This is a genomic window from Desulfatitalea alkaliphila (genome assembly GCF_022968795.1).
GTDB lineage: Bacteria > Desulfobacterota > Desulfobacteria > Desulfobacterales > Desulfosarcinaceae > Desulfatitalea > Desulfatitalea alkaliphila.
On record NZ_JALJRB010000006.1, the window covers coordinates 207,987 to 228,575 of the forward strand.

The window sequence follows — 20,589 nt, forward strand, 5'->3', positions numbered from 1 at the left end:
GCTGCATTAAGGACTCTGCACTGTCCTTTTGGAACCTATTATTTGAGCCCTTGGATCATTTCCTGCCTGTCCAGCAACTGAATGTTGAACGGATTGCTCTCCTGCCCGAAATAGACCGTGCGGTGGGGGAAGGGGATTTCGATGTTGTTGGCGTCGAAGGCCTGTTTGATGCGCCGCAGGTATTCCCGGCCGACGAACCATTGGCGGATGGGCTTGGTTTTGATTCGTCCCTTGATGATAACGGCCGAATCGGCGAATTTGTCAACGCCGAAAATTTCGGGCGGCTCCAGTATCAGAGGAGCGAACGCCGGATCTTCCATCAGGGTTTGGCCGACGGAGGTCATCACCTCCACAACGCGATCGGTGTTCTCCTTGTAGGCCACGCCGATATCGAACACGAAGGCGGACCACTCGTTGGTCAGATTGCTCAGGGTGGATACGGTGCCATTGGGAAAGATGTGGACCACGCCCCCCAGGTCGCGCAGAACGATGGTGCGAAAGTTGATCTTTTCGACCAGGCCGCCTGTGCCGTTTACCACGGCCACGTCGCCCACGCGGATCTGGTTCTCCAGGATGATGAAAAAACCGGAGATGACGTCCCGGACCAGGTTCTGGGCGCCGAAGCCGATGGCCAGACCCGCGATGCCGGCGCTGGCGATGATGGGGGCGATCTCCACGCCGAACTCCTTGAGAATCACCAGGCCGACCGTGAGCCAGAGAAAAAGATAGGCGGCCTGCTTGATCAGGCGGACGATGGTTTCGATTCGTTTGGTCGATTCCGACGGCGGCTCGCCCTCTCGCTCGCTCTTTTTGGTGAGGCGCCGTTCGAGACGCTGCAGCAAATGGTGAATCAGCTTTACGCCTGCAAAAGCGAAAAGCAGGACGATGGTGATCCGCAGTGCAGTCGTGATGAAAATTTCCCAATTCAAATCGGCTATCAGTGATTGAATGGTTTCCATGGGCGCACTCCTTTTCTGTCCATGCAAATGGATGGACGGTCAGGGTAAGGCATGGTCGTCGGCGAGGCTGCTGGTGGAGTCAAAATACAAACGGACCGGCGAAACCGACGCTGGTCCGTTGAGCGTGCGAAAAGAATTCAGGTGGGGGAAACGGTTGTGCTTTGACGACCGGTGTGTCAGGCCGCTTTTATGACTTTACCCGCTGTAATGCAGCCGGTGCAGACCACCATGCGTCGCACCCGACCATTGTGCACGGCGCGGACGTTTTGCAAGTTGGGCTTGAAGCGCCGTTTGGTAACATTGTGTGCATGGCTCACGTTGGCACCCACCATCGATTTTTTACCGCAGATTTCACATACTCTGGCCATTGGTCGTCTCCCTGTCGGACTGCTGTATCGTTCAGAAATGATTTCGGGCGCGGCGCGCCCGTTGTCTTTCTTTGGCAAAAGAATTCTATAACCCGTATTCATTGATCTGTAAAGTTATTTTTTTATGGCCCGGACGCCGTTCTTTGTGCGGCGGATGCATCCACGGGACGGTATGCCTCGCAACGGGCGATGTAAAGCAAGGCTTCCCGGTGGTGGCCCACATCCGGGTACTTTTCGATAACGGTGCGATAGCGTTCCAGGGCGGCCCGGTATCGGGCTTGTCTGAAATAGTAAGCGCCCACATACATTTCATGACCGGCCAGACTTTGGAGGCAAGTGACGATGTGGTGTTCGGCCTTGCGCGCGTGGGGATCATCGGGAAACTGGCGCATCAAGCGTTGGAAGGTTTCCAGTGCTTGACGGGCAGTGGATTGGTCGCGGTCCACCGTATCGATCTGCTCGAAGTGACAGCGTCCGATTTGATAAATCACGTAAGGCACCGCTTCGTTCCGGGGATGCAACCGTTCGAACGATTCGTACGCCACCACTGCTTCCGGATATTGTTTCAAGTGGTAGTGGGCATCGGCGATCTTCAGTTCGGCGAGAATGGCGTATTGGCTGAAGGGATACCAGTTTTTGAGCTGTTCGAAGGCCTTCAGGGCCTCGCCGTATTTGCCGCGATCATATGCCGCAACACCTTCTTGCACCAGTTCCGAGGCCGGTTTTTCGCTTCTGTCCGCACCAAACCAGGCACAGCCGGTCACCATCCAGGACACTGCGAGCAGCAGGAGGAGATGGCGCGACGTGAATTTCATTGCAATCGGTCTCCGGTTACGGGGAGGGTTGAACGCCACGGCGTGCAAGCGGCGGTGGCGTTAATGGGCGTTTGCAGACAACCCTGAGCCCGGCGAAACCATGCAATGGTATGCATTCATTTCGCCCGGGTGGTTTGCGAGGATTGGCCACAGTATTGAGGATCGGTTTAGATAATGGCCTTGATGGTATCTTCAAGTTTGGACTTGGCCACCATGCCGGTGATTTGATCCACCACTTTACCCTCTTTGAAAAAGATCAGGGTGGGGATGGCCTTGATGCCGAATTTGCCTGGAGTGACGGGGTTGTCGTCCACATTGCATTTGGTGAATTTGACCTGTTCGCCATAGGTGCCGGCCAACTCTTCGATCACCGGGCCGATGGCTTTGCACGGTCCGCACCACGGCGCCCAAAAATCGACCACCACCGGCTTGTCCGCCTGTATGATTTCAGCATCGAAACTTCCGTCGCTCACGTCCACAATCCCTTTTGCCATGATTGATGTATCCTTTCTGCCGAGGCGTTCATAGTTGGGTCAAAATAATATGAACCCCCCTGGTTGTCAACCGCGGCCTCAGTCCCAATCGGGAAAGGCGTCGGCCCAGGCACACGCCTGGCGATAGAGCTCAGGCACTTTTTCCTTGGGAATGTGGAGGGCGTCGGCGATGCGTTCGAAAAGGCCCCACTGGCCCTTTTCGTAGTATTCAATCAACGCCAGGTAGCCGATCAAGGGGCCGCCGCGTTTTGCCAGGGCCGCTTTGATGGACTTGTCCAGGGGCAATCCCTCCATGATGCGGGCCATGGGCTGATCGATGATGGCATCGATCAGGGAGAAAATGCCCAGGGTGAAAAGCTCGGCCGGCGCTGCCGGCGCAGTGGCGATGGCGCCCAACTGCTCGCAAAATTTGCCGCGAATGGAGGAGGTGCGGATCAGTTCGCCGGGTTTGCCTTTGGCCAGTTGGGACATGGCCACCAACGATACAAAGCGCCGGATTTCCGCTTCACCCATGTAGACCAGGGCCTGCTGGACCGATCCGATGCTTTGGGCCTTGGCGAAAAAGGCGGAGTTGCAGTACCGCAACAACTTGTAGGTCAAAGAGACATCGGGCATGATGAGTTGCTCTAGGCTTTTGAAGTCGAAGTCCGGTTGGTTGACCGATGCCACGATGCGCAACAAGTTGATTTGCGAGCCGGAGATGTCCTTTCCCGTGATCAGCTCGGGTTTGGCGAAGAAGAATCCCTGGAAAAGATCGAAGCCCATTTGTTTGGCAATGTCGAACTCGTCGTGGGTCTCCACCTTTTCGGCCAGCAGGCGGCGGCGGCTGGAAGGGGGCAGGGTGGCCACGACGGACCGGATGGTTTCCAGGGATGAGTTGCGAAAGTCGATTTTGATGATGTCGGCCAAGGCCACCAAGGGTTGAAAGGCGGGTTTCTCGACATAATCGTCCAAGGCAAGGGTGTATCCCTGTTGCGCCATTTCCCGGCATGCGGCGATCAACTCGGGGGTGGGGTCCACACCTTCGAGGATTTCCACCACGATGGCATCCCGGGGCAGCAACAGTGGCGCTTTGCGCAGCAACAGATTCTGCGTGAAATTGACGAACATCTTTTTGCCGCCCGCCATGCGGTTGGCGCCGATGGTGAAAAAGGTGTTGCTCAACACCGTCGTGGTGGCTTCGTCATTCGCCAAGGAGGCGAAGCGCTGGGCGGCGGCGTCCCGAAACAGCAGTTCATAACCGAAGATCCGTTTGCGGCGGTTGAAGATCGGTTGTCGGGCGACGTAAGTATCCATGGGCCTGCGTTTGGCGGTTAGTGTGTCGGGTCAAACCTTATTATCGACTGTCGGCAGTAGAACTTTACAGCGGGCGACCCCGGTGCGTGCCCAGGCCATTTGCTGTTTGACATTTGCCCCTTGCCGATGACTATACTTCGGCCCGATGCGCAGGACCAAGGCGACCTGCGTCGCCGGTGTGCAAGCCCGGCGTTGCGGCGCCATATGAGAGGAGGCAGGACATGACCCCAATACGCATCGGCGCACTGATATCGGGCGGCGGCAGCAACCTGCAAGCCATCATCGATGCCTGTGAGGACAGCCGCATCGATGGCCGCATGGCGTTCGTCGGCAGCGATGTGCCCGGGGCGGGCGGCTTGCAACGGGCCCGACACCATGGCATCCCGACATTCGTGGTGGACTACGGCGCCATTGTGGACCAATATCGCCAAGCCCCGGAGACGCTGGCGCCGCCGTCCGATTTCGATCCGGCGGAGATTGGTGCCAAGCAGCACCTTTTGGGACCTGAGGCGGCGCCGTCCCGGGTACACGCCTTTTTGACCACCCGGGCGGTGGCCGAAGCCCGTTTGCTGGACCACATCGCCCCCTTTGCCCCCGATTTGTTGGTTCTGGCCGGTTTCATGCGCAACTTGACGCCCTATTTCATTGATCGCTTCAACACCGACCCCGACAGGCCGCGCATTATGAACATTCATCCGGCTTTGCTGCCCGCTTTTCCGGGCGTGGACGGCTACGGCGACACCCTGCGCTACGGTTGCAAGGTGGGCGGGTGCACCGTCCATTTCATCGATTACGGAGAGGATTCGGGCCCGATCATCGGCCAGCGGTGCTTTCCCATCACCGAGTCGGACACCCTGGACAGCGTCAAACAGCGGGGGTTGACCCTGGAGTGGCAGCTTTATCCCGAGTGCATTCAATATTTTGCCCAAGACCGTCTGCAGGTGGTCACCATGACCCACACCGGGCCCCAAGGCCGACCGCCGGTACAGCGGCGGGTGGTCAAGATCCTACGGTCGCCTTGATGCGGCAATTCCATGTCATATGGATGGGTAGAGCACTTTCATCATCATGGGGAAGGCCACGAAGGTGCCCGCGGCGCTACCCATATTGGTGAAGGCCACCACCAGCAGGATCCGGGTCACCTTGTTGCGCCAAAACCCTTTGAGGGTCTGGATGTCTTCCTGGAGCCGTTCGCAATCGATGACCTGCGGCTTGCGTGAAAACGCTTCCACCAGGCCCGACACCCAACCGGCGGCGATCATGGGGTTGAGGGAGGTCAGCGGCGCGGCCAAAACGGATGAGGCCACCGTCAGCGGATGGGCACGGGCCAACAGGGCCCCCAGCCCTGCCAGCACGCCGTTGGCCCCTACCCACCAGATCAGCATGTCGGCGCCCACATGGGCCCCGCCTTTGAAAAAACCGTAAAACAGGATGGCGATGACCAGCAGCGGAATCGCCCACTTCAACAGACCACCCACCTTGCCTTTGGGCGGTATGGTTTCCAGTGCGTGCAGGTCGACCGGCTGTTCCCAGTGGCGCAGAATGCCGGGCAGGTGGCCGGCCCCCACCACCGCGACGATACGGCGGCCGGGAGCGGTGCGGATTTTGGCCGCCAGGTATTGGTCCCGTTCATCGATCAGGGTGGTGCGTACCGAGGGCAGGGAGCGCCCCACCTCGGCCAGGATCGATTCCAACACATCCTGTTGTTTGAGCCGTTCCACCTCTTCGGCATCGATCTTGTCCGCATCGCCGAAAGAGAGAATGAGTTGAAAAATCAACTTGATCCGTGCCCACCAGCCCATCTGGCGCCAGGTGCGGGCCAGGGTGACGCGCACATCCCGATCGGCCAGATGGACCGCGGCGCCGATGGCTTCGGCCGATGCCACGGCCTCGATCATCTCCTGGCCCGGTCGAATGTCCAGCTTGGCGGCGATGCGTTTTTGAAAGGCGGCCAGGATCAGGTTGGACAGGAGCAGAAACGCCTTTTTCTCCTTGATCACCTTGATCACGTCCATCTGCTGCCAACTCTCCTGCTGCCGCAGGTTTTGATAGCGCCCCTCGCACAGCTCCACGCAGACCGTATCGGGCGCTTCGGTCGCGATGACCGACTGGACCAGATCGACACTCTGCCGGGAGACGTGGGCGGTGCCCACCAGAACGATCTCTTTGTCTTCGTATGTCAGGCGCTTGACGGGATCGAGGTTGTTTTTCGGGTTCATCGGTATTATAGGTGACCTTTTTCGGGTGATGGGCGCCGCATGCCGTTGATCAAAAACGCCGCCGCCCACCATCCGGGGGCGGGTGACGCAGGGCCGACCCATAATATACGCTTTGATTCGCTTGTCAATGCAATCGGAGGCCGACACGCCATGGAGCCATTGGATAACGCTCCCTATTTGATCGAAAACGAGCCATATTATCTGAGCAGCGGCGATGAGGCGAACCTCTTTCAGGCCGCATGGGAAGCCAAGCTGCCGGTCATGCTCAAGGGCCCCACGGGGTGCGGCAAAACCCGTTTCGTGCAGCACATGGCCTGGCGACTGGGACGGCCGCTGATCACCGTGGCCTGCCATGAGGACCTGTTCGCCTCCGACCTTTTGGGGCGCTATTTGTTGATGCACGAAGAGACGGTTTGGGTGGACGGCCCCCTGACCCGGGCGGCCCGCATGGGGGCCATCTGCTATCTGGACGAGATCGTGGAGGCGCGCAAGGACACCACTGTGGTGATCCACCCGTTGACCGATGACCGCCGCATGTTGAGCATCGACAAGAAAGGCGAAACCCTGCGGGCCCATCCCGACTTCATGCTGGTGATCTCCTTCAACCCGGGCTATCAATCGGTGCTCAAGGATTTGAAACAGAGCACCCGGCAGCGTTTCGTCGGACTGCAATTCGATTATCCACCCGCGGCGCAAGAGGCGCGCATCGTGGCGGAGGAGGGCGGCGTGTCCGTTTCCGTGGCCGAACGCCTGGTCACCTTGGCCGGCAGGGTGCGCAATGTGCGCGAGCAGGGCTTGACAGAGGGCGCCAGCACCCGCTTGTTGATTTATGCCGCCCAATTGATCAGCCGCGGCATCGACCCGGCACAGGCCTGCCGGACGGCCATCTGCCTGCCGCTGACCGATGACGACCGCCTTCAGGCGACCCTGGCCGATTTGGTGGAAGACCTGTTCTAACCACTGCGGATGGGGGGTACACCGATCCGATCTTATCGGTTGATGGGAAGCTTGCGATCCTTGGGCAACGGCGGACGGGCGACACACCGACGGTGCCGCCCGCCGTCGAAACGCCTTTTGCTGAAGTGTTGATGGCCATGTCCGACAATCATCCCCTTGATTTTTTGCGGATCGCTGATCCGGAAACCCATGTGTGGGTCGCGGGACGGGTGGCGTTGATGCGTCCGGCGCCTTCGCGACGATTTCTGACACGGCTGGCCGAAACCACCGTATGGGCCCTTTCATTGGAGAGCGGCTTGGGCCGTGTCGTGACCGAGGGGTTGTTGCAGCTGGGCGGGCAGGCGCACGATGATCTGTTGGATGATTATGTCGCGCGGGTGCGCCGGGCCGGCGCCACCGGACCGACCTTGGCGCGCTTGATGGCGATGCATCTGGTGCCGGTTTTGGCCGCCGGGCCGGCCATGGTGCAACGCTTCGACACCACCGTGGGGATCATGCGCGGCAAAGGCACCTACACCCTTTTCGAACCCCTGTCGGTGCTCGGCACCCTGCTCAAGGCGGAGGAGGTCGAAGCGGCCGGCGCCTACCTCGATCTGTTGGCGACGACATTCGGCCAAGATATCTCCTACAACCGCAGTGTCCGTTTGGTCTACCTGCTGCCCAAGGCGGTCCGCGATTTCGTGCCCCGTCGCCGCAAAGCCCAGATCGAGCAGTTGCGCAGCGTCATCCAGACCGATCCCCGACTGGTGGACCCCTTTCTGGAAGGCATGGAAAAGGGGGCCGCGCTGCTGGGGGCGACGGATTTGGCCCGCTTTGTCGATGCGGGGTTGTCCCACCATGGTCGATCACCAAAGGCCGGCATCGCCTTTTTGAGCCTCTCTTCCGAAGAAGGGCGCCACTTCTGTGCACGGTTGCAGAAGGTCGTTCCCTTGTCCCGGATCAGGGCCTCCCTGGAGCGTTATTTGGCCGCCCGCCTGGGCCATCGGTTGCCCGTCAGGCCCATGTCGGCGCTGGGGGATCGCCTGCCCGAGGGGGCGCCCATGGTCTGCTCCGACGGCCATGCCATCTACCTGCCCGACGAGATCGATCAAGGCCGTGACCCGGCGGCCAATATCGCACTGGCAAAATTGTTGATACGTTTGGAGGCCGGCTTTTTCGAATGGGACAGCTTCGCCTTCGATTTGGCGCGGGCGATCGATCGATATCCGGCTGTCGCCCGGCGTGCGGCCGCGGTGGAGATCCGGTCCGTGGACGGTCGGTGCGACGCCGAACGTTTCCTCGACTGTTTCCAGCGGCCGGCGCTGGCCGAAGCCATCTGGCTGCTGTGGGAGTTGGGCCGCGTGGTGACCGGTTTCGCCCGGCGCTATCCGGGCCTGCTGCGCGCGGCACGGCCGGCCCTGCAAAACGAGGCGGACCGCCTGTGGCCGGCGGCAAGGGCCGATTGGTGGACGGCCTTGTATCGACGGTTGATCCTGGGCGGTGCGCCGACAGGCGGCGTCGGCGAAGAGTGGGTGGCGGATTTGGAGCGCTGTTTCCTCGAGCGAATGGCCGCCGAAAGCCCCGTGGAGGCGGGTGCCGACCTGGTTTGCCACGTTTACGACGCCCTGGCCGAGCGCATCGGCAAGCAAAGGGGACGCGACCGCATCCCCAAACGCCTGCCGTTGGGCTGGCGATTGTATTGGCCGCTTGTGGGACGGGCCTTTGCGCCGCGTGCCGAGGCGGCCGAACGCTTGCGGCGGCGTCTGGCCGAGCAGGGAATTCGCGTCTACCGGGCCGACTTGCAACAGATGCTGGTGCGCCAACGGGGCGAACTCTCCAGCGAGGAGCTGCAGCGGCTGGTCCTGACCCGTGGACAAGGGCCGGTACCGTCCGGTGCGGACGGCGCCCACGCCGATCTGGCGGCCCTGTTGGCGGCCGCCGGTCTTCAACCGGCCGCCGCGGATGCCGCCGACGGGAGCGCCTTTCGTTACCCGGAGTGGGATCACCAGCTGCAGGATTATTTGCGGGATCACGTGCGGGTCCAGCCGGCCAAAGTGACGGGCAGCACGGATGACGATGTCTATCAATCCACCTTGCAGCGCCACAGGGGGGTGGTCACCCGCATGCGACGCGCTTTCGAGCTGCTCAAGCCCGAAGGGTTGACGCTGTTGCGGCAGTGGCCCGAGGGAGATGCCTTCGATCACCGGGCGCTGATCGATTTCGTCATTGATCGGCGCGCCGGACGTATCCCCTCGGACCGCCTCTTTATCAAGCGGCTCAAGCAGGAGCGGGATGTGGCGGTGTTGCTGCTGGTGGATCTGTCCCGCTCCACGGCCAATCCGGTGGCCGGGGGGCAGGCCACGGTGCTGGAGGTGGCCAAGGAAGCCTTGGTGCTTTTTTGTGAAGCGTTGCAGGTGGTGGGGGACAGCTATGCCATCGCCGGTTTTTCAGGCACGGGGCGCCATTCGGTGGATTACTTCACCATCAAGGCGTTTGGTGAAGCGTTGACGCCCGCGGTCAAGGCCGGCATATCCGGTCTGCGGCCCCATCGCAGCACCCGCATGGGGGCGGCGATCCGACATGCCACCGTCCAGTTGGCGCCACTCTCCTCGCGTGTGCGGCTTCTGATTCTGGTCAGCGATGGTTTTCCCAACGATCTGGACTACAAAGGCGACCACGCCATTGCCGATACCCGCCGGGCCGCCCAGGAGGCGCGCGCCCGTCAGGTGCATGTGAAGGCCATCACCGTCAACATCGGCAGCGATCCGCGGCTGGATGCGCTCTATGGCCGGAACCACCACTATGTCATCGGCGACGTGCGTGATCTGCCGGACAAATTGTTACGTCTCTATGGTTTGTTGACGCGGCGTTCCTGAGTGGTCGCAAGGGGGTTGCATGCTCATTCATGATGATGTTTTTTCCTGGGAGGGGTTTGGCGGTGTATTTCAGTTGGCCGCCGGTTCATGCCGACTGCGCATCTTTGATCTCTCCCGTGATCGAGAATCGGCCAAGGTGGCCGTGATCAAGCCCATTGTGGTGGTGGTGTCCGACTTGCCCGACGACGGGGGCACCCTCAAGAAGATTTCGGTGCGCAGCTGCGCCAGCCACATCGCCACCCAGGTGGTGCGGGCCTTCCGGATCGACCCTCAGCGCATGACCTACGTGGAGTACCATCCCGCCTCCCGCTATGGTGAGCAAGGGGAGAACGTTATCCCCGCCAAGTTGGATGTGGTGGATTTCACCTGGTTCGAAGACAAGGCGCTGCACGCCAAATGGCGCCCCTTGGCGCCTCCCATGCGTGACTGGTTGGCCCGGGCGATCGCTGCGACGGAACCCTAAAACCGCAAATAAATCGTGTGGGTGCGGTCCGTGCCGCTCTCCTTGAGCTGCAACCGCAGTTGGCGTGCCGAGGGCGCCTCGCCGGGGAAAAAGAGAATGCCGTGGGCCAGGTCGCCGGCCGGGATGGATTTGTTTTGCAACGATTTGCCGCGCAGGTCCCGCACGATGGCGCCGCGGGCATCGTTGGCGCCATAGGCGGCCGCGCCGCCCAGGGTGGCGCCCGCCGCGGCGCCCACGGCCGCGCCTTTGCCGGCGGCCGCGGCGACATTTTCGCCCGACACGATACCGATGGCGGCGCCGATCAAGGAGCCGGCCGCCGCGCCTAGAAACCCCTTGTGGGCCCCCTCCTTGAACGCTTCGCGGGTCTGGGCGTAACGGGAGGCCCGTTCATAGGCCAGCTGATCGCTCAGGATCGGCCACAGGTTGCCGTCGTTATCTTCCAGGAAGGTTTGGCCGGGTACGATCTCGAAATGGTTGGGTCCCTGGTTGTCGAACACCAATTGCACGGGCAGCATGCCCGCGCCACGCACATCGAAACCGAAGGCCGTCCGGGCGGCTTCGGCGTCGGCAAAGGCCTCGCCCGCCACCAATGCACCTTCGACGGCCACCCGGTTTTCGTAGGCGGTCGGCATGCGAAAGGAGAGCGGTTGGGCTTTGTAGGCCGTTGCGCATCCACTCATGACCATTGCCATGCACATCCCAATGGCCAAATACGTATTGTGTCTCATTTTGTGTTTTCCTCGTCGGCTGCGGCCAATGCCCCCCAATCGACACCGCACAACCGGGTGTGTAGCGTGCCCGCCGCACATTTCAGTGCCGCGAGGGTCGCAGCGGCCTGGTCGACGGCGCCGGCATTGGCGGATTGTTCCAACTGCAAAGCGGCGGCGGCGATTTCGTTGGCGCCCAAATTGGCGGCGCTGCCTTTCAGTTGGTGCGCCTGCCGGGCCAGCAGGCCCATCTCACGGGCGTCGCAGGCCTGTGCCATGCGGGCGATATTGTCCGGAAGCATCTGTTGAAATTCGTCGTACATCATTTGCAAGAACGCCGTATCGCCCATGGCGCGCTTCAAGGCACCTTTCAGGTCGAGCGGTTCGTTTTGATCGGGCAACGGTTACCTCCCGTAAAGATTCTCACGTCATGCAAAAGCGGCTCGCTTGGCCGATGCCGGGCCGTGGTCGGATGCAGGTAATCTGCTTATCGAAGAAGACGCAGGGGGTTGTGATGGCCGTGCGAACCGTGTCCCGGATTGCAATCCCATACGAACATCTATATGCTACGGGCTGCCCGCTCAGAAGTCAATTCCAATCGCGGAGGAGGACGGGATGGCCATGCGCTTCCGGCCCTGTATCGATTTACACCAAGGCAAAGTCAAACAGATCGTCGGCGGCACCCTCTCCGACGGCGAGACCGCGGCGCTGCACACCAATTTCGAGGCCGCCGCCGCCGCCGATTGGTTTGCGCGCCTCTACCGCCGGGATGGTCTAGATGGCGGACATGTCATTCAGCTGGGGCCGGGTAACGAAACGGCCGCCCGATCCGCCCTGGCGGCCTATCCCGGTGGATTGCAATTGGGCGGCGGCGTCACCTTGGACAATGCCGTCGATTGGTTGGATGCGGGGGCGGCGGCGGTGATCGTCACCTCCTGGGTCTTTCATGACGGTAGCGTGGATGAGGCGCGCCTCGATCGGTTGCGCCGCCGCATCGGCGCCCACCGTCTGGTGCTGGACTTGAGTTGCCGACGGCGGGACAATGACTATTATATCGTCACCAATCGTTGGCAGACCTTCACACGTGAACGCGTGAACCCCGCGCTGCTGGACCGGTTGGCCGACGCCTGCGGCGAATACCTGATTCATGCGGTGGATGTGGAGGGCAAATGCCAGGGTATCGAAACCGACCTGGTCGCCCTGCTGGGCCGATGGGCGGGCCGCCCCATCACTTATGCCGGCGGTATCCGCAGCGAAGCGGACATTCGCGCCATCGCGGAATTGGGGCGCGGTGCCATCGACTTCACCGTAGGCAGCGCCCTGGATATCTTCGGCGGCAGCGGATTGCGATATGCGGATCTGGCACGGCGCTACGGGCCGATCGAATCCTCTGCTTAAAGGATTTTCCGGCCCCAGGGGGAAATACAGGCCGGTGAACAAGAACAATGAACCACGACATTAACGAGAAGGAGTTGTTCCCATGAGACGAGACACCATTCGGTCTGTCGCCCCGGCCATTGCCCTTTTGTTCCTGGTGACCGCCTGCACCACCGTCAATCCCTACACCGAGGATCGCCAGGTCAGCAAGCTGGCCATCGGCGCCGGGGTGGGGGCGGCCGGCGGGGCCGTCATCGGGCTTCTTACCGCCGACAGCAAGAACCGTCAGCGCAATGCGCTCATCGGGGCAGGCATCGGCGCCGTCGCCGGCGGCGGCGTCGGTTATTACATGGATGTGCAGGAAGCCAAGTTGCGGCAGCGGCTGCGCGACTCCGGCGTCAGCGTCACCCGGGTGGGCGATCAACTGGTGCTCAACATGCCCGGCAACGTTACCTTTGCCACCAATTCCGCCGACATCAACGCCAATTTCTATGAAGTGCTCAATTCGGTGGCCATCGTGTTCAACGAGTACAAGAGCACCACCATCGACGTGGTCGGCCATACCGACAGCACGGGCGGCGATGACTACAACATCCAGTTGTCCGAGCGGCGCGCGCGCAGCGTGGCCCAATACTTGGCGAGCCAGCAGGTGCTGCCGGCCCGCTTGTTGGTGGCCGGCCGGGGGCCCTTCGACCCCATCGCCTCCAACGCCACGCCCGAGGGGCGGGCCCAGAACCGGCGGGTCACCTTGCAGATCAATCCGGTGGTACAGCAGTAGCGTAGCACCGTGGTACCCGGGCGGTAATGGCGGACACCACCTCGTAGTGGATGGTGTCCAGCAGGTCGGCCAGGTCGCCGGCATCGATGGCCTGGTCCCTCTGCCGCCCCATGATCACCACCTCGTCCCCCACCGCCACTTCGGGGATTTCACCCACGTCGATCATCGTCAAATCCATGCAGACCCGTCCGACAATGGGGGCCCGGTATCCTCGCACCAACATGTGGCCCCGGTTGGACAGTGACCGTCGGTAACCGTCGGCGTATCCTACCGGTATGGTGGCGATGCGGGTGGCTCGGGGGGTTGTATAGGTGCCGCCGTAACTAATCGATGTGCCGGCCGGGACCGTTTTGAGATGAATGACAGGGGCTTTGAGGGACATGACCGGTTGCAAATCGATCTCCGGTGAAACCACCTCGCGGGATGGGGGCAATCCGTAGACCGCGATGCCGGCGCGCACCATGTCCAGGTGGGCGGCGGGCATTTGCAGGATGGCGCCGCTGTTGGCCGCATGTTTCAGGGCGACGCTGAGACCCGCCCGTTCCAGCTGGTCCAGGAGGTCGAGGAAGCGGTCCAGCTGCCGTTGCGCGGAGCGCAGGTCCGACTGGTCGGCGGTGGCGAAGTGGGTGAAGATCCCTTGCAGATCGATGCCCGGCAGCCGGGCCGTCTCCAGCAGCTCCGCGACGGCCGAGGGCGATCCGGTCGGGCGCAATGCATCGCACATGAAACCGAGTCGTCCCATACCGGTGTCGATCTTGACATGCACCGGCAGCCGGCGGCCGGTCCGGCGGGCCGCCGCGGACAGGACGCGGGCCGCTGCCGTGGAGAAGACAGTAGGGGTAAGGTTGTTGGTGAACATTTGGTCCGCCCACTGGGGCGGGGTGTGGCCGAAAATGAGGATGGGGGCGCTGATGCCCTGCCGGCGCAGCACAAGCCCCTCCGCCAGGTGGGCCACACCCAGGTCGGTGGCGCCGTGGGCCAGGGCGGTGCGCGCCACCGCGACGGCACCGTGCCCGTACCCGTCGGCCTTGACCGCCACCAGGAGCCGGGCCCGGGGGTGGGTGATGCGCCGCAGTAAACGGACGTTGTGCGCGACGGCCGCCAGGTCGATTTCCGCCCGAACACGGTCCGCCCCCGCCGCCGGTTCGTTCACCATTGCGCTCATAACAGGGACGCCATGGGGGTCAAATCCATGCCGAAAGCCGCCGCCACACCCGGATGGGTGACCTTGCCCTGCACCACGTTGGCGCCTTTGCGGATTTCTTCATTCTCATGGCAAGCGCGGCGCCAACCCTTGTCGGCGATCTCCAGCGCGTAGGGCAAGGTGGCGTTGGTCAAGGCATGGGTGGCGGTGCGGGCCAATGTGCCGGGCATGTTGGCCACGGTGTAGTGAATCACCCCTTCCTCTACGTAGATGGGGTCGGCATGGGTGGTGGGACGGGAGGTTTCGAAACAGCCCCCCTGGTCGATGGCCACATCCACCAGCACGGCACCCCGCTTCATGGTCTTGAGCATCTCGCGGCTGACCAGGTGGGGTGCCTTGTTGCCTGGAATCAGCACCGCGCCGATGACAACGTGGGCGCGGCGGATCCAATGGCGCAGATTCTCCGGGTTGGAGTGCAGCAGGAAGCAGTTGGCCGGCATGATGTCGGCCAACTGGCGCAGCCGGGCCAGGCTCTTTTCCAGCAGGTACACCCGGGCACCCAGGCCGCAGGCCATTTTGGCCGCATGGGTGCCGACCACGCCGCCGCCGATGATCACCACCGTGGCAGGCGCCACCCCCGGCACCCCGCCCAGCAGAACGCCCCGCCCGCCATGGGCCATTTCAAGATATTTGGCGGCTTGCTGGACGGCCATGCGCCCGGCCACCTCGCTCATGGGGGTCAACAGAGGCAAGGTGCCGTCGGCCTTTTGAATGGTTTCATAGGCGATGTTGACGGAACCGGCCTGGATCAACCCCCGGGTCAACGGTTGGTCGGCCGCCAGGTGCAGATAGGCGAAGAGGATCTGGTCGCGGCGGATCAGCTCGAATTCGGTTGGGAGGGGCTCCTTGACATGCAGGACCATCTCCGCCGCCTGGTACACATCGGCCGCCGCGGGCGCGATCCGGGCGCCGGCCGCCTGGTAGGTTTCATCTGCGAAGCCGACCGCCGCGCCGGCATTGCTTTCCACCAGCACTTCATGACCGTGCAGGCGCATTTGTTCCACGCCGGCCGGCGTCATGGCCACCCTGTTCTCTTCCACCTTGATCTCTTTTAAAATGCCGACGCGCATTGCTGAAACTCCCCCGGCACCCGGTGCTTCGCCGGTGCCGATGTTGATATGGTAACGCAGGCCGGCAGACCTGTTCCGGTTGCCGGCGAACCAGTGCAATTTTGCAGCTTAAACGCATCCGGGGCGGCTTGACAAGCATAAATCGGTGGTTATCATCTCGCGCGTAAAGCCTGCCACCGCGCAATTCGACCCGTGTTCTGTGGGCCGGTTGCGCGAGAGTGCATCGCGATCAAACCATTCAACCCAATTTGTGGACATCGGCCTGCCCGTTGCAGCGGTCCGCCGCAGTGTAACGGTTCAAAGACGGGTGGGCGATGTCGCCCAAGGTTCAAGGAGGTGGCACCAAATGAGCATCAAACCTGTCAATGATCGCATCCTGGTCGTTCGTGTGGAGGAGGAGAAGAAGACCGCCGGCGGTATCATCATTCCCGACACGGCCAAGGAAAAGCCCCAGGAGGGCAAGGTGGTCGCCGTGGGGCCCGGTAAACTCGGCGAGGACGGCAAGCGGGTCGCTTTGGAGGTGAAGGCGGGCGACCGGGTGTTGTTTTCCAAGTATGCCGGAACGGAAATCAAAATCGACGGCGTGGAACATCTATTCATGCGCGAAGACGACATTCTGGGTGTGTTGGAATAGTCGGCGCAACCAAGGAGGAGGTAAGGGACAATGCCTGGAAAGATGATTTGCTACGGGTTCGAGGCCAGGGAGAAGATGCTCAACGGCGTCAACATGCTGGCCGATGCGGTCAAGGTGACCCTGGGGCCCAAGGGGAACAACGTGGTGTTGGAGAAATCCTTCGGATCGCCGTTGGTCACCAAGGACGGCGTGACCGTTGCCAAGGAGATCGAGCTGGAGGGCAAGTTCGAAAACATGGGTGCCCGCATGGTCAAGGAGGTGGCGAGCAAGACCAGCGACACCGCCGGCGACGGCACCACCACGGCCACCATCCTGGCCCAGGCCATATACAGCGAGGGCCAGAGGCTGGTCACCGCCGGCACCAATCCAATGGCTTTGAAACGGGGCATCGACCAGGGGGCGGCCGCGATCATCGCCGAGTTGAAGAAGTTGTCCAAGCCCACCAAGGACAAAAACGAGATCAAGCAGGTCGGCGCTATTTCAGCCAACAGCGATGAAGTCATCGGCCAGTTGATCAGCGACGCCATGGAAAAGGTGGGCAAGGAAGGGGTCATTACCGTGGAAGAGGCCAAGAGCATGGAAACCACCCTGACGGTGGTGGAAGGCATGCAGTTCGACCGCGGCTACATATCCCCCTATTTCGTCACCAACACCGAGAAGATGCAGGCCGTGCTGGAGGAGCCCTACATTCTTTTCAGCGAGAAGAAGATCTCCAACATGCAGGACATGGTGCCCCTGCTCGAGCAGGTGGCGCGCATGGGCAGACCCTTGGCGATCGTGGCCGAGGATGTGGACGGCGAAGCGCTGGCCACCTTGATTATCAACAAGTTGCGCGGCACCCTTAAGGTGGCCGCGGTGAAAGCGCCGGGCTTCGGCGATCGCCGCAAAGCCATGCTGCAAGACATGGCGATCCTCACCGGCGGACAGGTGGTTTCCGAGGAGCTGGGGATCAAATTGGAGAACATCGGCGTCAACGATTTGGGGCGTTGCAAAATCGTGCGTATCGACAAGGACAACACCACCATCGTGGACGGCGCCGGCGAGCGCAGCGCCATCGAGGGGCGCATGAAACAGATCCGGGCCCAGATCGAGGAGACCACTTCCGATTACGACCGCGAGAAGTTGCAGGAGCGGTTGGCCAAACTTGTGGGCGGCGTTGCCGTGCTCAACATCGGCGCGGCGACGGAAACCGAAATGAAGGAAAAAAAGGCGCGGGTCGAGGATGCCTTGAATGCCACCCGGGCCGCCGTGGAAGAGGGCATCGTGCCCGGCGGCGGCGTGGCCCTGGTGCGTTGCCTGCCGGCCCTCGACAAAGTGGACGCCAAGGGCGAAGAGAAGTTGGGCGTCCGCCTGCTCCAGCGCGCGTTGACCGCGCCATTGCGCCAACTGGCCGTCAATGCCGGTTTGGACGGTTCCGTGGTGCTCAACAAGGTGTTGGAGGGCAAGGACGACTATGGTTTCAATGCCGCCACCGAACAGTATGAGAACCTGCTGGCGGCCGGGGTCCTCGATCCCACCAAAGTGGTCCGATTCGCCCTGCAGAACGCTGCCTCCGTGGCCGGCCTGATGCTGACCACCGAGGCCATGATCACCGACAAGCCGGAGAAGAAGAAAAAAGGCGCCATGCCTTCCCCGGACGACATGGACGACATGTACTGATCGATCAGGGGGATCACCCCAAGGTAAAAGAAAACCCGCTCCCTTGCCGGAGCGGGTTTTCTTTTGCCCTGAGGCATTGGTCACCTGAAACCGTCACCCATGCCGCTGCGACCTAAAGCAATTCAAGGGCACACGCCATGGAAACCCCGCCGCCGCCGCAGAGGGTCGCCAGGCCCAAGGTTTTGCCCTCGCGGCGCAAGGCATGGATCAGGGTCACCATGATGCGGCAACCGGTGGCGCCCACCGGATGGCCCAGGCCGATGCCCGAACCGTTGATGTTGGTGATTTCCCGGTTGAGCCCCAGCTCCTTTTCGCAGCCGAGGTACTGTCCGGCGAAGGCCTCGTTGAGCTCCACCAGTTCGAAGTCGGCGATCTGTAAACCGCTGCGATTCATCAGGTCTTGCACCGCCGGCACCGGCGAAAGCCCCATGACCGAAGGGTGGCATGCACCGCGTCCCACCGCCTTGATGCGGGCCAGGGGCTTCAGATTCAAGGCTTTCGCCTTGTCGGCCGACATGACCACCATAGCCGCCGCGCCGTCGTTGATGCCGCTGCTGTTGCCGGCGGTCACTTTGCCGGTTTTGGGGATGAAGGCCGGCGGCAGCTTCTGCAGATCCTGCATCGTCAATCCCGGCCGGAAATGCTCGTCCTTGTCGAAGATCAGGGGCTCTTTCTTTCTGCGCGGAATCTCCATGGGCACGATCTCTTCCTTGAAGTACCCCTCCTGGGTGGCCCGTTCAACATTGTTGTGGCTGCGCAGGGCCACTTCGTCCATCTCTTCGCGGCTGATGTTCAGGTGCTGGGCGATGAACTCCGCCGTGTGCCCCATGATATAGGGTTTGCCGACAAATTGGCGCAAAGGCTCTTGGGTGGCATCCACGGGGCCGCTTTCAGGGTGCGGGATGATGTGTGAGCCGCAGTGCAGCGCCTGGATGAGGGCGTCCATAAAGACCTGATCCTGGAGGCGGCAGCCCCACCGCGCCTTGGGCACCTGGTAGGCCACCCCCGACATGTGCTCCACGCCGCCGGCCAGAATGATGTCCGCCATGCCGGCCTGGATCATGGCCATGCCCGATATGGCCGCTTCCATTCCCGAGATGCAGACCCGGTTGATGGTGGCCGCCGTCACGCTGTCGGGAATTCCCGCCAACAACGCCGCCACCCGGGTGACGTTCAACGCATCGGCGGGCTCCATGCAGTTGCCGAAGCGCACATCGTCGATGGTGGCCGGGTCTATCCCGGCGCGTTCGACCGCCGCGGCCATGGCGACGCGGGCGATTTCGGTGGCATGAATGTCGCGCAGGGTGCCTCCGAAGGCACCGATGGCGGTACGGCAAGCGGAAACGATAACGACTTCTTTCATTTGGGCTCCTTGTGTCTGGCTGGGTCGTTGGGAAATCCATCGATTGGGCCGATACGCCTGGGAAGGGAAGGGAATGGACGGTACCCTGCACCTGAAAGGATCGACGCCAATGAAAAGCATCAGTTAACTCAGCCGCAAAAGAGTGTCAAGCAGCCATAAAATGAAACATCCTAAATAAATGAACTTCATCCGTTGAATTGCAACGATGCGCTTCCTTCGTCAGCGCATCCTATCATCCTCGCCAATGCAAAGCAGAGGCGACAGGGAAAAACCCTAAACCATAGGATGTGCTGACGAAGGAAGCGCATCAAAACCCATCTGCCGCGCATTCTCCGGCTCACAGGAAAACGGGGGGCGCATTTGGATCCCCTTTTACCGGGGCAAAAACATCTTGACAGCCTCAATGTCAACCGATAGGTTCGGTACCTGTTTTATTTAACCGTTCCAATAGGTTGAATCTGTCTTGGGGCGGCAGGCATTCCCATCCGCCCGACCCGTCAAGGAGAATACAATGGTCCAGCCAACGGCCAGCGGGAACGGCCCGCAGGGGATTTTGCCGGCCATCGATACCCGCACCCGCCTCTACGGTGTGATCGGGGCCCCCGTGGGCCACAGCCTCAGCCCGGCGATGCACAATGCCGCCCTGCAGGCCATGGGGTGCAACGCGGTCTACCTGGCTTTCCACACCACCGATCCGGCCGGTGCCTTGGCGGGGATGCGGGCGTTGGGCATGGGCGGTTTGAGCGTCACCATTCCCCACAAGGTTTCGGTCATGGCCCATCTGGACGAAATGGATCCCCTGGCGCGGCGCATCGGCGCGGTCAATACTGTGGTGCCCCGGGAGGGCCGATTGTTTGGATACAATACCGATTGCTTTGGTGCCCTTGCCGCGTTAAAAGAGAGGGTCGATCCGGCGGGCAAGCAGGTGGCGCTGCTGGGCGCCGGTGGCGCCGCACGCGCCGTTGGCTTCGGTTTGGTGGACGCGGCGGCCCGGGTCACCCTGTTCAACCGCAATGCCCAACGGGGCCGTGCGCTGGCGCAAGCCCTGGGCATCGAGTGGCTTCCCCTGGAAGAGTTGGCGCGCCACCGGGCCGATATCCTGATCAACACCACATCGGTGGGCATGCACCCGGATACGGGGCGGATGCCGGTGCCTGCCGATTGCCTGCGGTCCGGCATGGTGGTGATGGATATCGTATACAACCCCCTGGAGACCCGCCTGCTGCGGGAAGCCCGCGCCGCCGGATGCGAAGTGGTCGACGGCGTGGCCATGTTCGTGCACCAGGGCGCGCGCCAGCTCGCCTTGTGGACCGGTCGACGGCCGCCCGTAGAGATCATGCGCCGTACGGTCCTGGCCTGTTTGACATAACG

The 20,589-nt window shown here is 61.8% G+C and carries 20 protein-coding genes; 9 read left to right on the forward strand and 11 right to left on the reverse strand.

Annotation, left to right across the window (positions count from 1 at the left end):
• Nucleotides 1-38: 38 nt before the first annotated feature.
• The 5 genes from MRX98_RS07770 to MRX98_RS07790 form a co-directional block, all read right to left on the reverse strand.
• On the reverse strand, nucleotides 39-959 hold the full coding sequence (locus tag MRX98_RS07770; protein ID WP_246904880.1) for a mechanosensitive ion channel family protein: 921 nt from the start codon (nucleotides 957-959) through the stop codon (nucleotides 39-41).
• Nucleotides 960-1,135: 176 nt separating this feature from the next.
• On the reverse strand, nucleotides 1,136-1,327 hold the full coding sequence (gene rpmB, locus MRX98_RS07775) for a 50S ribosomal protein L28 (protein WP_246904884.1): 192 nt from the start codon (nucleotides 1,325-1,327) through the stop codon (nucleotides 1,136-1,138).
• Nucleotides 1,328-1,449: 122 nt separating this feature from the next.
• Entirely contained in the window at nucleotides 1,450-2,142 is a 693-nt protein-coding gene (locus tag MRX98_RS07780; RefSeq protein WP_246904887.1) for an outer membrane protein assembly factor BamD, read from the reverse strand.
• A gap of 167 nt (nucleotides 2,143-2,309) precedes the next feature.
• Complete coding sequence (gene trxA / locus MRX98_RS07785; RefSeq protein WP_246904896.1) at nucleotides 2,310-2,636, reverse strand: thioredoxin; 327 nt, start codon at nucleotides 2,634-2,636, stop codon at nucleotides 2,310-2,312.
• Nucleotides 2,637-2,714: 78 nt separating this feature from the next.
• Nucleotides 2,715-3,932, reverse strand: a complete 1,218-nt coding sequence (locus MRX98_RS07790; protein WP_246904899.1) for an EAL and HDOD domain-containing protein — start codon at nucleotides 3,930-3,932, stop codon at nucleotides 2,715-2,717.
• 221 nt (nucleotides 3,933-4,153) lie between these two features.
• Between MRX98_RS07790 and purN the strand changes: the two genes are divergently transcribed.
• The gene (gene purN, locus MRX98_RS07795; RefSeq protein ID WP_246904905.1) at nucleotides 4,154-4,954 is read left to right on the forward strand and encodes a phosphoribosylglycinamide formyltransferase; all 801 of its coding nucleotides are present in this window, start codon (nucleotides 4,154-4,156) and stop codon (nucleotides 4,952-4,954) included.
• Between the two features lie 15 nt (nucleotides 4,955-4,969).
• Here purN and MRX98_RS07800 read toward each other — a convergent pair whose 3' ends face one another.
• Nucleotides 4,970-6,151, reverse strand: coding sequence for a TraB/GumN family protein (locus MRX98_RS07800; protein WP_246904908.1), 1,182 nt, complete (start codon nucleotides 6,149-6,151; stop codon nucleotides 4,970-4,972).
• A 150-nt stretch (nucleotides 6,152-6,301) separates the two neighbouring features.
• Here MRX98_RS07800 and MRX98_RS07805 point away from each other — a divergent pair, with 150 nt between their 5' ends.
• From MRX98_RS07805 to MRX98_RS07815, 3 genes are all read left to right on the forward strand, one after another.
• On the forward strand, nucleotides 6,302-7,108 hold the full coding sequence (locus MRX98_RS07805) for a CbbQ/NirQ/NorQ/GpvN family protein (protein WP_281432257.1): 807 nt from the start codon (nucleotides 6,302-6,304) through the stop codon (nucleotides 7,106-7,108).
• A gap of 137 nt (nucleotides 7,109-7,245) precedes the next feature.
• Entirely contained in the window at nucleotides 7,246-9,963 is a 2,718-nt protein-coding gene (locus MRX98_RS22005; protein WP_281432258.1) for a VWA domain-containing protein, read from the forward strand.
• 19 nt (nucleotides 9,964-9,982) lie between these two features.
• Nucleotides 9,983-10,426, forward strand: coding sequence for a hypothetical protein (locus MRX98_RS07815; protein WP_246904918.1), 444 nt, complete (start codon nucleotides 9,983-9,985; stop codon nucleotides 10,424-10,426).
• On the opposite strand, the gene MRX98_RS07820 is transcribed toward MRX98_RS07815, so the two are convergent.
• Together MRX98_RS07820 and MRX98_RS07825 are read right to left on the reverse strand one after the other, a co-directional pair.
• Nucleotides 10,423-11,154 carry a hypothetical protein gene (locus tag MRX98_RS07820; RefSeq protein ID WP_246904924.1) on the reverse strand — a complete coding sequence of 244 codons (732 nt, stop codon included), beginning with the start codon at nucleotides 11,152-11,154 and terminating at the stop codon, nucleotides 10,423-10,425. The two genes, MRX98_RS07815 and MRX98_RS07820, sit on opposite strands and share 4 nt — an antisense overlap.
• Nucleotides 11,151-11,534, reverse strand: coding sequence for an Hpt domain-containing protein (locus MRX98_RS07825; RefSeq protein ID WP_246904925.1), 384 nt, complete (start codon nucleotides 11,532-11,534; stop codon nucleotides 11,151-11,153). Before MRX98_RS07825 ends, MRX98_RS07820 begins: the two co-directional genes overlap by 4 nt.
• A gap of 214 nt (nucleotides 11,535-11,748) precedes the next feature.
• On the opposite strand from MRX98_RS07825, the gene hisA reads away from it, so the two are divergent.
• Together hisA and MRX98_RS07835 are read left to right on the forward strand one after the other, a co-directional pair.
• Nucleotides 11,749-12,531, forward strand: a complete 783-nt coding sequence (hisA, locus tag MRX98_RS07830; RefSeq protein WP_281432259.1) for a phosphoribosylformimino-5-aminoimidazole carboxamide ribotide isomerase — start codon at nucleotides 11,749-11,751, stop codon at nucleotides 12,529-12,531.
• An 82-nt stretch (nucleotides 12,532-12,613) separates the two neighbouring features.
• On the forward strand, nucleotides 12,614-13,288 hold the full coding sequence (locus tag MRX98_RS07835; protein WP_246904928.1) for a YiaD family glycine zipper/OmpA-like lipoprotein: 675 nt from the start codon (nucleotides 12,614-12,616) through the stop codon (nucleotides 13,286-13,288).
• Here MRX98_RS07835 and alr read toward each other — a convergent pair.
• Nucleotides 13,266-14,453, reverse strand: a complete 1,188-nt coding sequence (alr, locus tag MRX98_RS07840) for an alanine racemase (RefSeq protein ID WP_246904930.1) — start codon at nucleotides 14,451-14,453, stop codon at nucleotides 13,266-13,268. The two genes, MRX98_RS07835 and alr, sit on opposite strands and share 23 nt — an antisense overlap.
• Nucleotides 14,450-15,562, reverse strand: coding sequence for an alanine dehydrogenase (gene ald / locus MRX98_RS07845; protein ID WP_246904933.1), 1,113 nt, complete (start codon nucleotides 15,560-15,562; stop codon nucleotides 14,450-14,452). Before ald ends, alr begins: the two co-directional genes overlap by 4 nt.
• Before the next feature lie 346 nt (nucleotides 15,563-15,908).
• Here ald and groES point away from each other — a divergent pair, with 346 nt between their 5' ends.
• Together groES and groL are read left to right on the forward strand one after the other, a co-directional pair.
• On the forward strand, nucleotides 15,909-16,196 hold the full coding sequence (gene groES / locus MRX98_RS07850) for a co-chaperone GroES (protein ID WP_246904935.1): 288 nt from the start codon (nucleotides 15,909-15,911) through the stop codon (nucleotides 16,194-16,196).
• 30 nt (nucleotides 16,197-16,226) lie between these two features.
• A complete protein-coding gene (gene groL, locus MRX98_RS07855; RefSeq protein ID WP_246904938.1) occupies nucleotides 16,227-17,855 on the forward strand; it encodes a chaperonin GroEL in 1,629 nt (542 codons plus the stop codon).
• Between the two features lie 112 nt (nucleotides 17,856-17,967).
• Here the strand turns inward: groL and MRX98_RS07860 are convergent, their stop codons facing one another.
• Entirely contained in the window at nucleotides 17,968-19,218 is a 1,251-nt protein-coding gene (locus tag MRX98_RS07860) for a thiolase family protein (protein WP_246904941.1), read from the reverse strand.
• Nucleotides 19,219-19,729: 511 nt separating this feature from the next.
• Between MRX98_RS07860 and MRX98_RS07865 the strand changes: the two genes are divergently transcribed.
• Complete coding sequence (locus MRX98_RS07865; RefSeq protein ID WP_246904943.1) at nucleotides 19,730-20,587, forward strand: shikimate dehydrogenase; 858 nt, start codon at nucleotides 19,730-19,732, stop codon at nucleotides 20,585-20,587.
• Nucleotides 20,588-20,589 lie beyond the last annotated feature (2 nt).

What these genes read in the sequence shown, in the direction of transcription:
- MRX98_RS07860 (WP_246904941.1), bottom strand. Translation starts at nt 19,218, where the DNA reads ATGAAAGAAGTCGTTATCGTTTCCGCTTGCCGTACCGCCATCGGTGCC.
- alr (WP_246904930.1), bottom strand. Translation starts at nt 14,453, where the DNA reads ATGAGCGCAATGGTGAACGAACCGGCGGCGGGGGCGGACCGTGTTCGG.
- MRX98_RS07790 (WP_246904899.1), bottom strand. Translation starts at nt 3,932, where the DNA reads ATGGATACTTACGTCGCCCGACAACCGATCTTCAACCGCCGCAAACGG.
- hisA (WP_281432259.1), top strand. Translation starts at nt 11,749, where the DNA reads ATGGCCATGCGCTTCCGGCCCTGTATCGATTTACACCAAGGCAAAGTC.
- trxA (WP_246904896.1), bottom strand. Translation starts at nt 2,636, where the DNA reads ATGGCAAAAGGGATTGTGGACGTGAGCGACGGAAGTTTCGATGCTGAA.
- MRX98_RS07800 (WP_246904908.1), bottom strand. Translation starts at nt 6,151, where the DNA reads ATGAACCCGAAAAACAACCTCGATCCCGTCAAGCGCCTGACATACGAA.
- groES (WP_246904935.1), top strand. Translation starts at nt 15,909, where the DNA reads ATGAGCATCAAACCTGTCAATGATCGCATCCTGGTCGTTCGTGTGGAG.
- MRX98_RS07815 (WP_246904918.1), top strand. Translation starts at nt 9,983, where the DNA reads ATGCTCATTCATGATGATGTTTTTTCCTGGGAGGGGTTTGGCGGTGTA.
- purN (WP_246904905.1), top strand. Translation starts at nt 4,154, where the DNA reads ATGACCCCAATACGCATCGGCGCACTGATATCGGGCGGCGGCAGCAAC.
- MRX98_RS07865 (WP_246904943.1), top strand. Translation starts at nt 19,730, where the DNA reads ATGGTCCAGCCAACGGCCAGCGGGAACGGCCCGCAGGGGATTTTGCCG.
- MRX98_RS07820 (WP_246904924.1), bottom strand. Translation starts at nt 11,154, where the DNA reads ATGAGACACAATACGTATTTGGCCATTGGGATGTGCATGGCAATGGTC.
- groL (WP_246904938.1), top strand. Translation starts at nt 16,227, where the DNA reads ATGCCTGGAAAGATGATTTGCTACGGGTTCGAGGCCAGGGAGAAGATG.
- MRX98_RS07780 (WP_246904887.1), bottom strand. Translation starts at nt 2,142, where the DNA reads ATGAAATTCACGTCGCGCCATCTCCTCCTGCTGCTCGCAGTGTCCTGG.
- ald (WP_246904933.1), bottom strand. Translation starts at nt 15,562, where the DNA reads ATGCGCGTCGGCATTTTAAAAGAGATCAAGGTGGAAGAGAACAGGGTG.
- MRX98_RS07835 (WP_246904928.1), top strand. Translation starts at nt 12,614, where the DNA reads ATGAGACGAGACACCATTCGGTCTGTCGCCCCGGCCATTGCCCTTTTG.
- MRX98_RS22005 (WP_281432258.1), top strand. Translation starts at nt 7,246, where the DNA reads ATGTCCGACAATCATCCCCTTGATTTTTTGCGGATCGCTGATCCGGAA.
- MRX98_RS07805 (WP_281432257.1), top strand. Translation starts at nt 6,302, where the DNA reads ATGGAGCCATTGGATAACGCTCCCTATTTGATCGAAAACGAGCCATAT.
- MRX98_RS07770 (WP_246904880.1), bottom strand. Translation starts at nt 959, where the DNA reads ATGGAAACCATTCAATCACTGATAGCCGATTTGAATTGGGAAATTTTC.
- rpmB (WP_246904884.1), bottom strand. Translation starts at nt 1,327, where the DNA reads ATGGCCAGAGTATGTGAAATCTGCGGTAAAAAATCGATGGTGGGTGCC.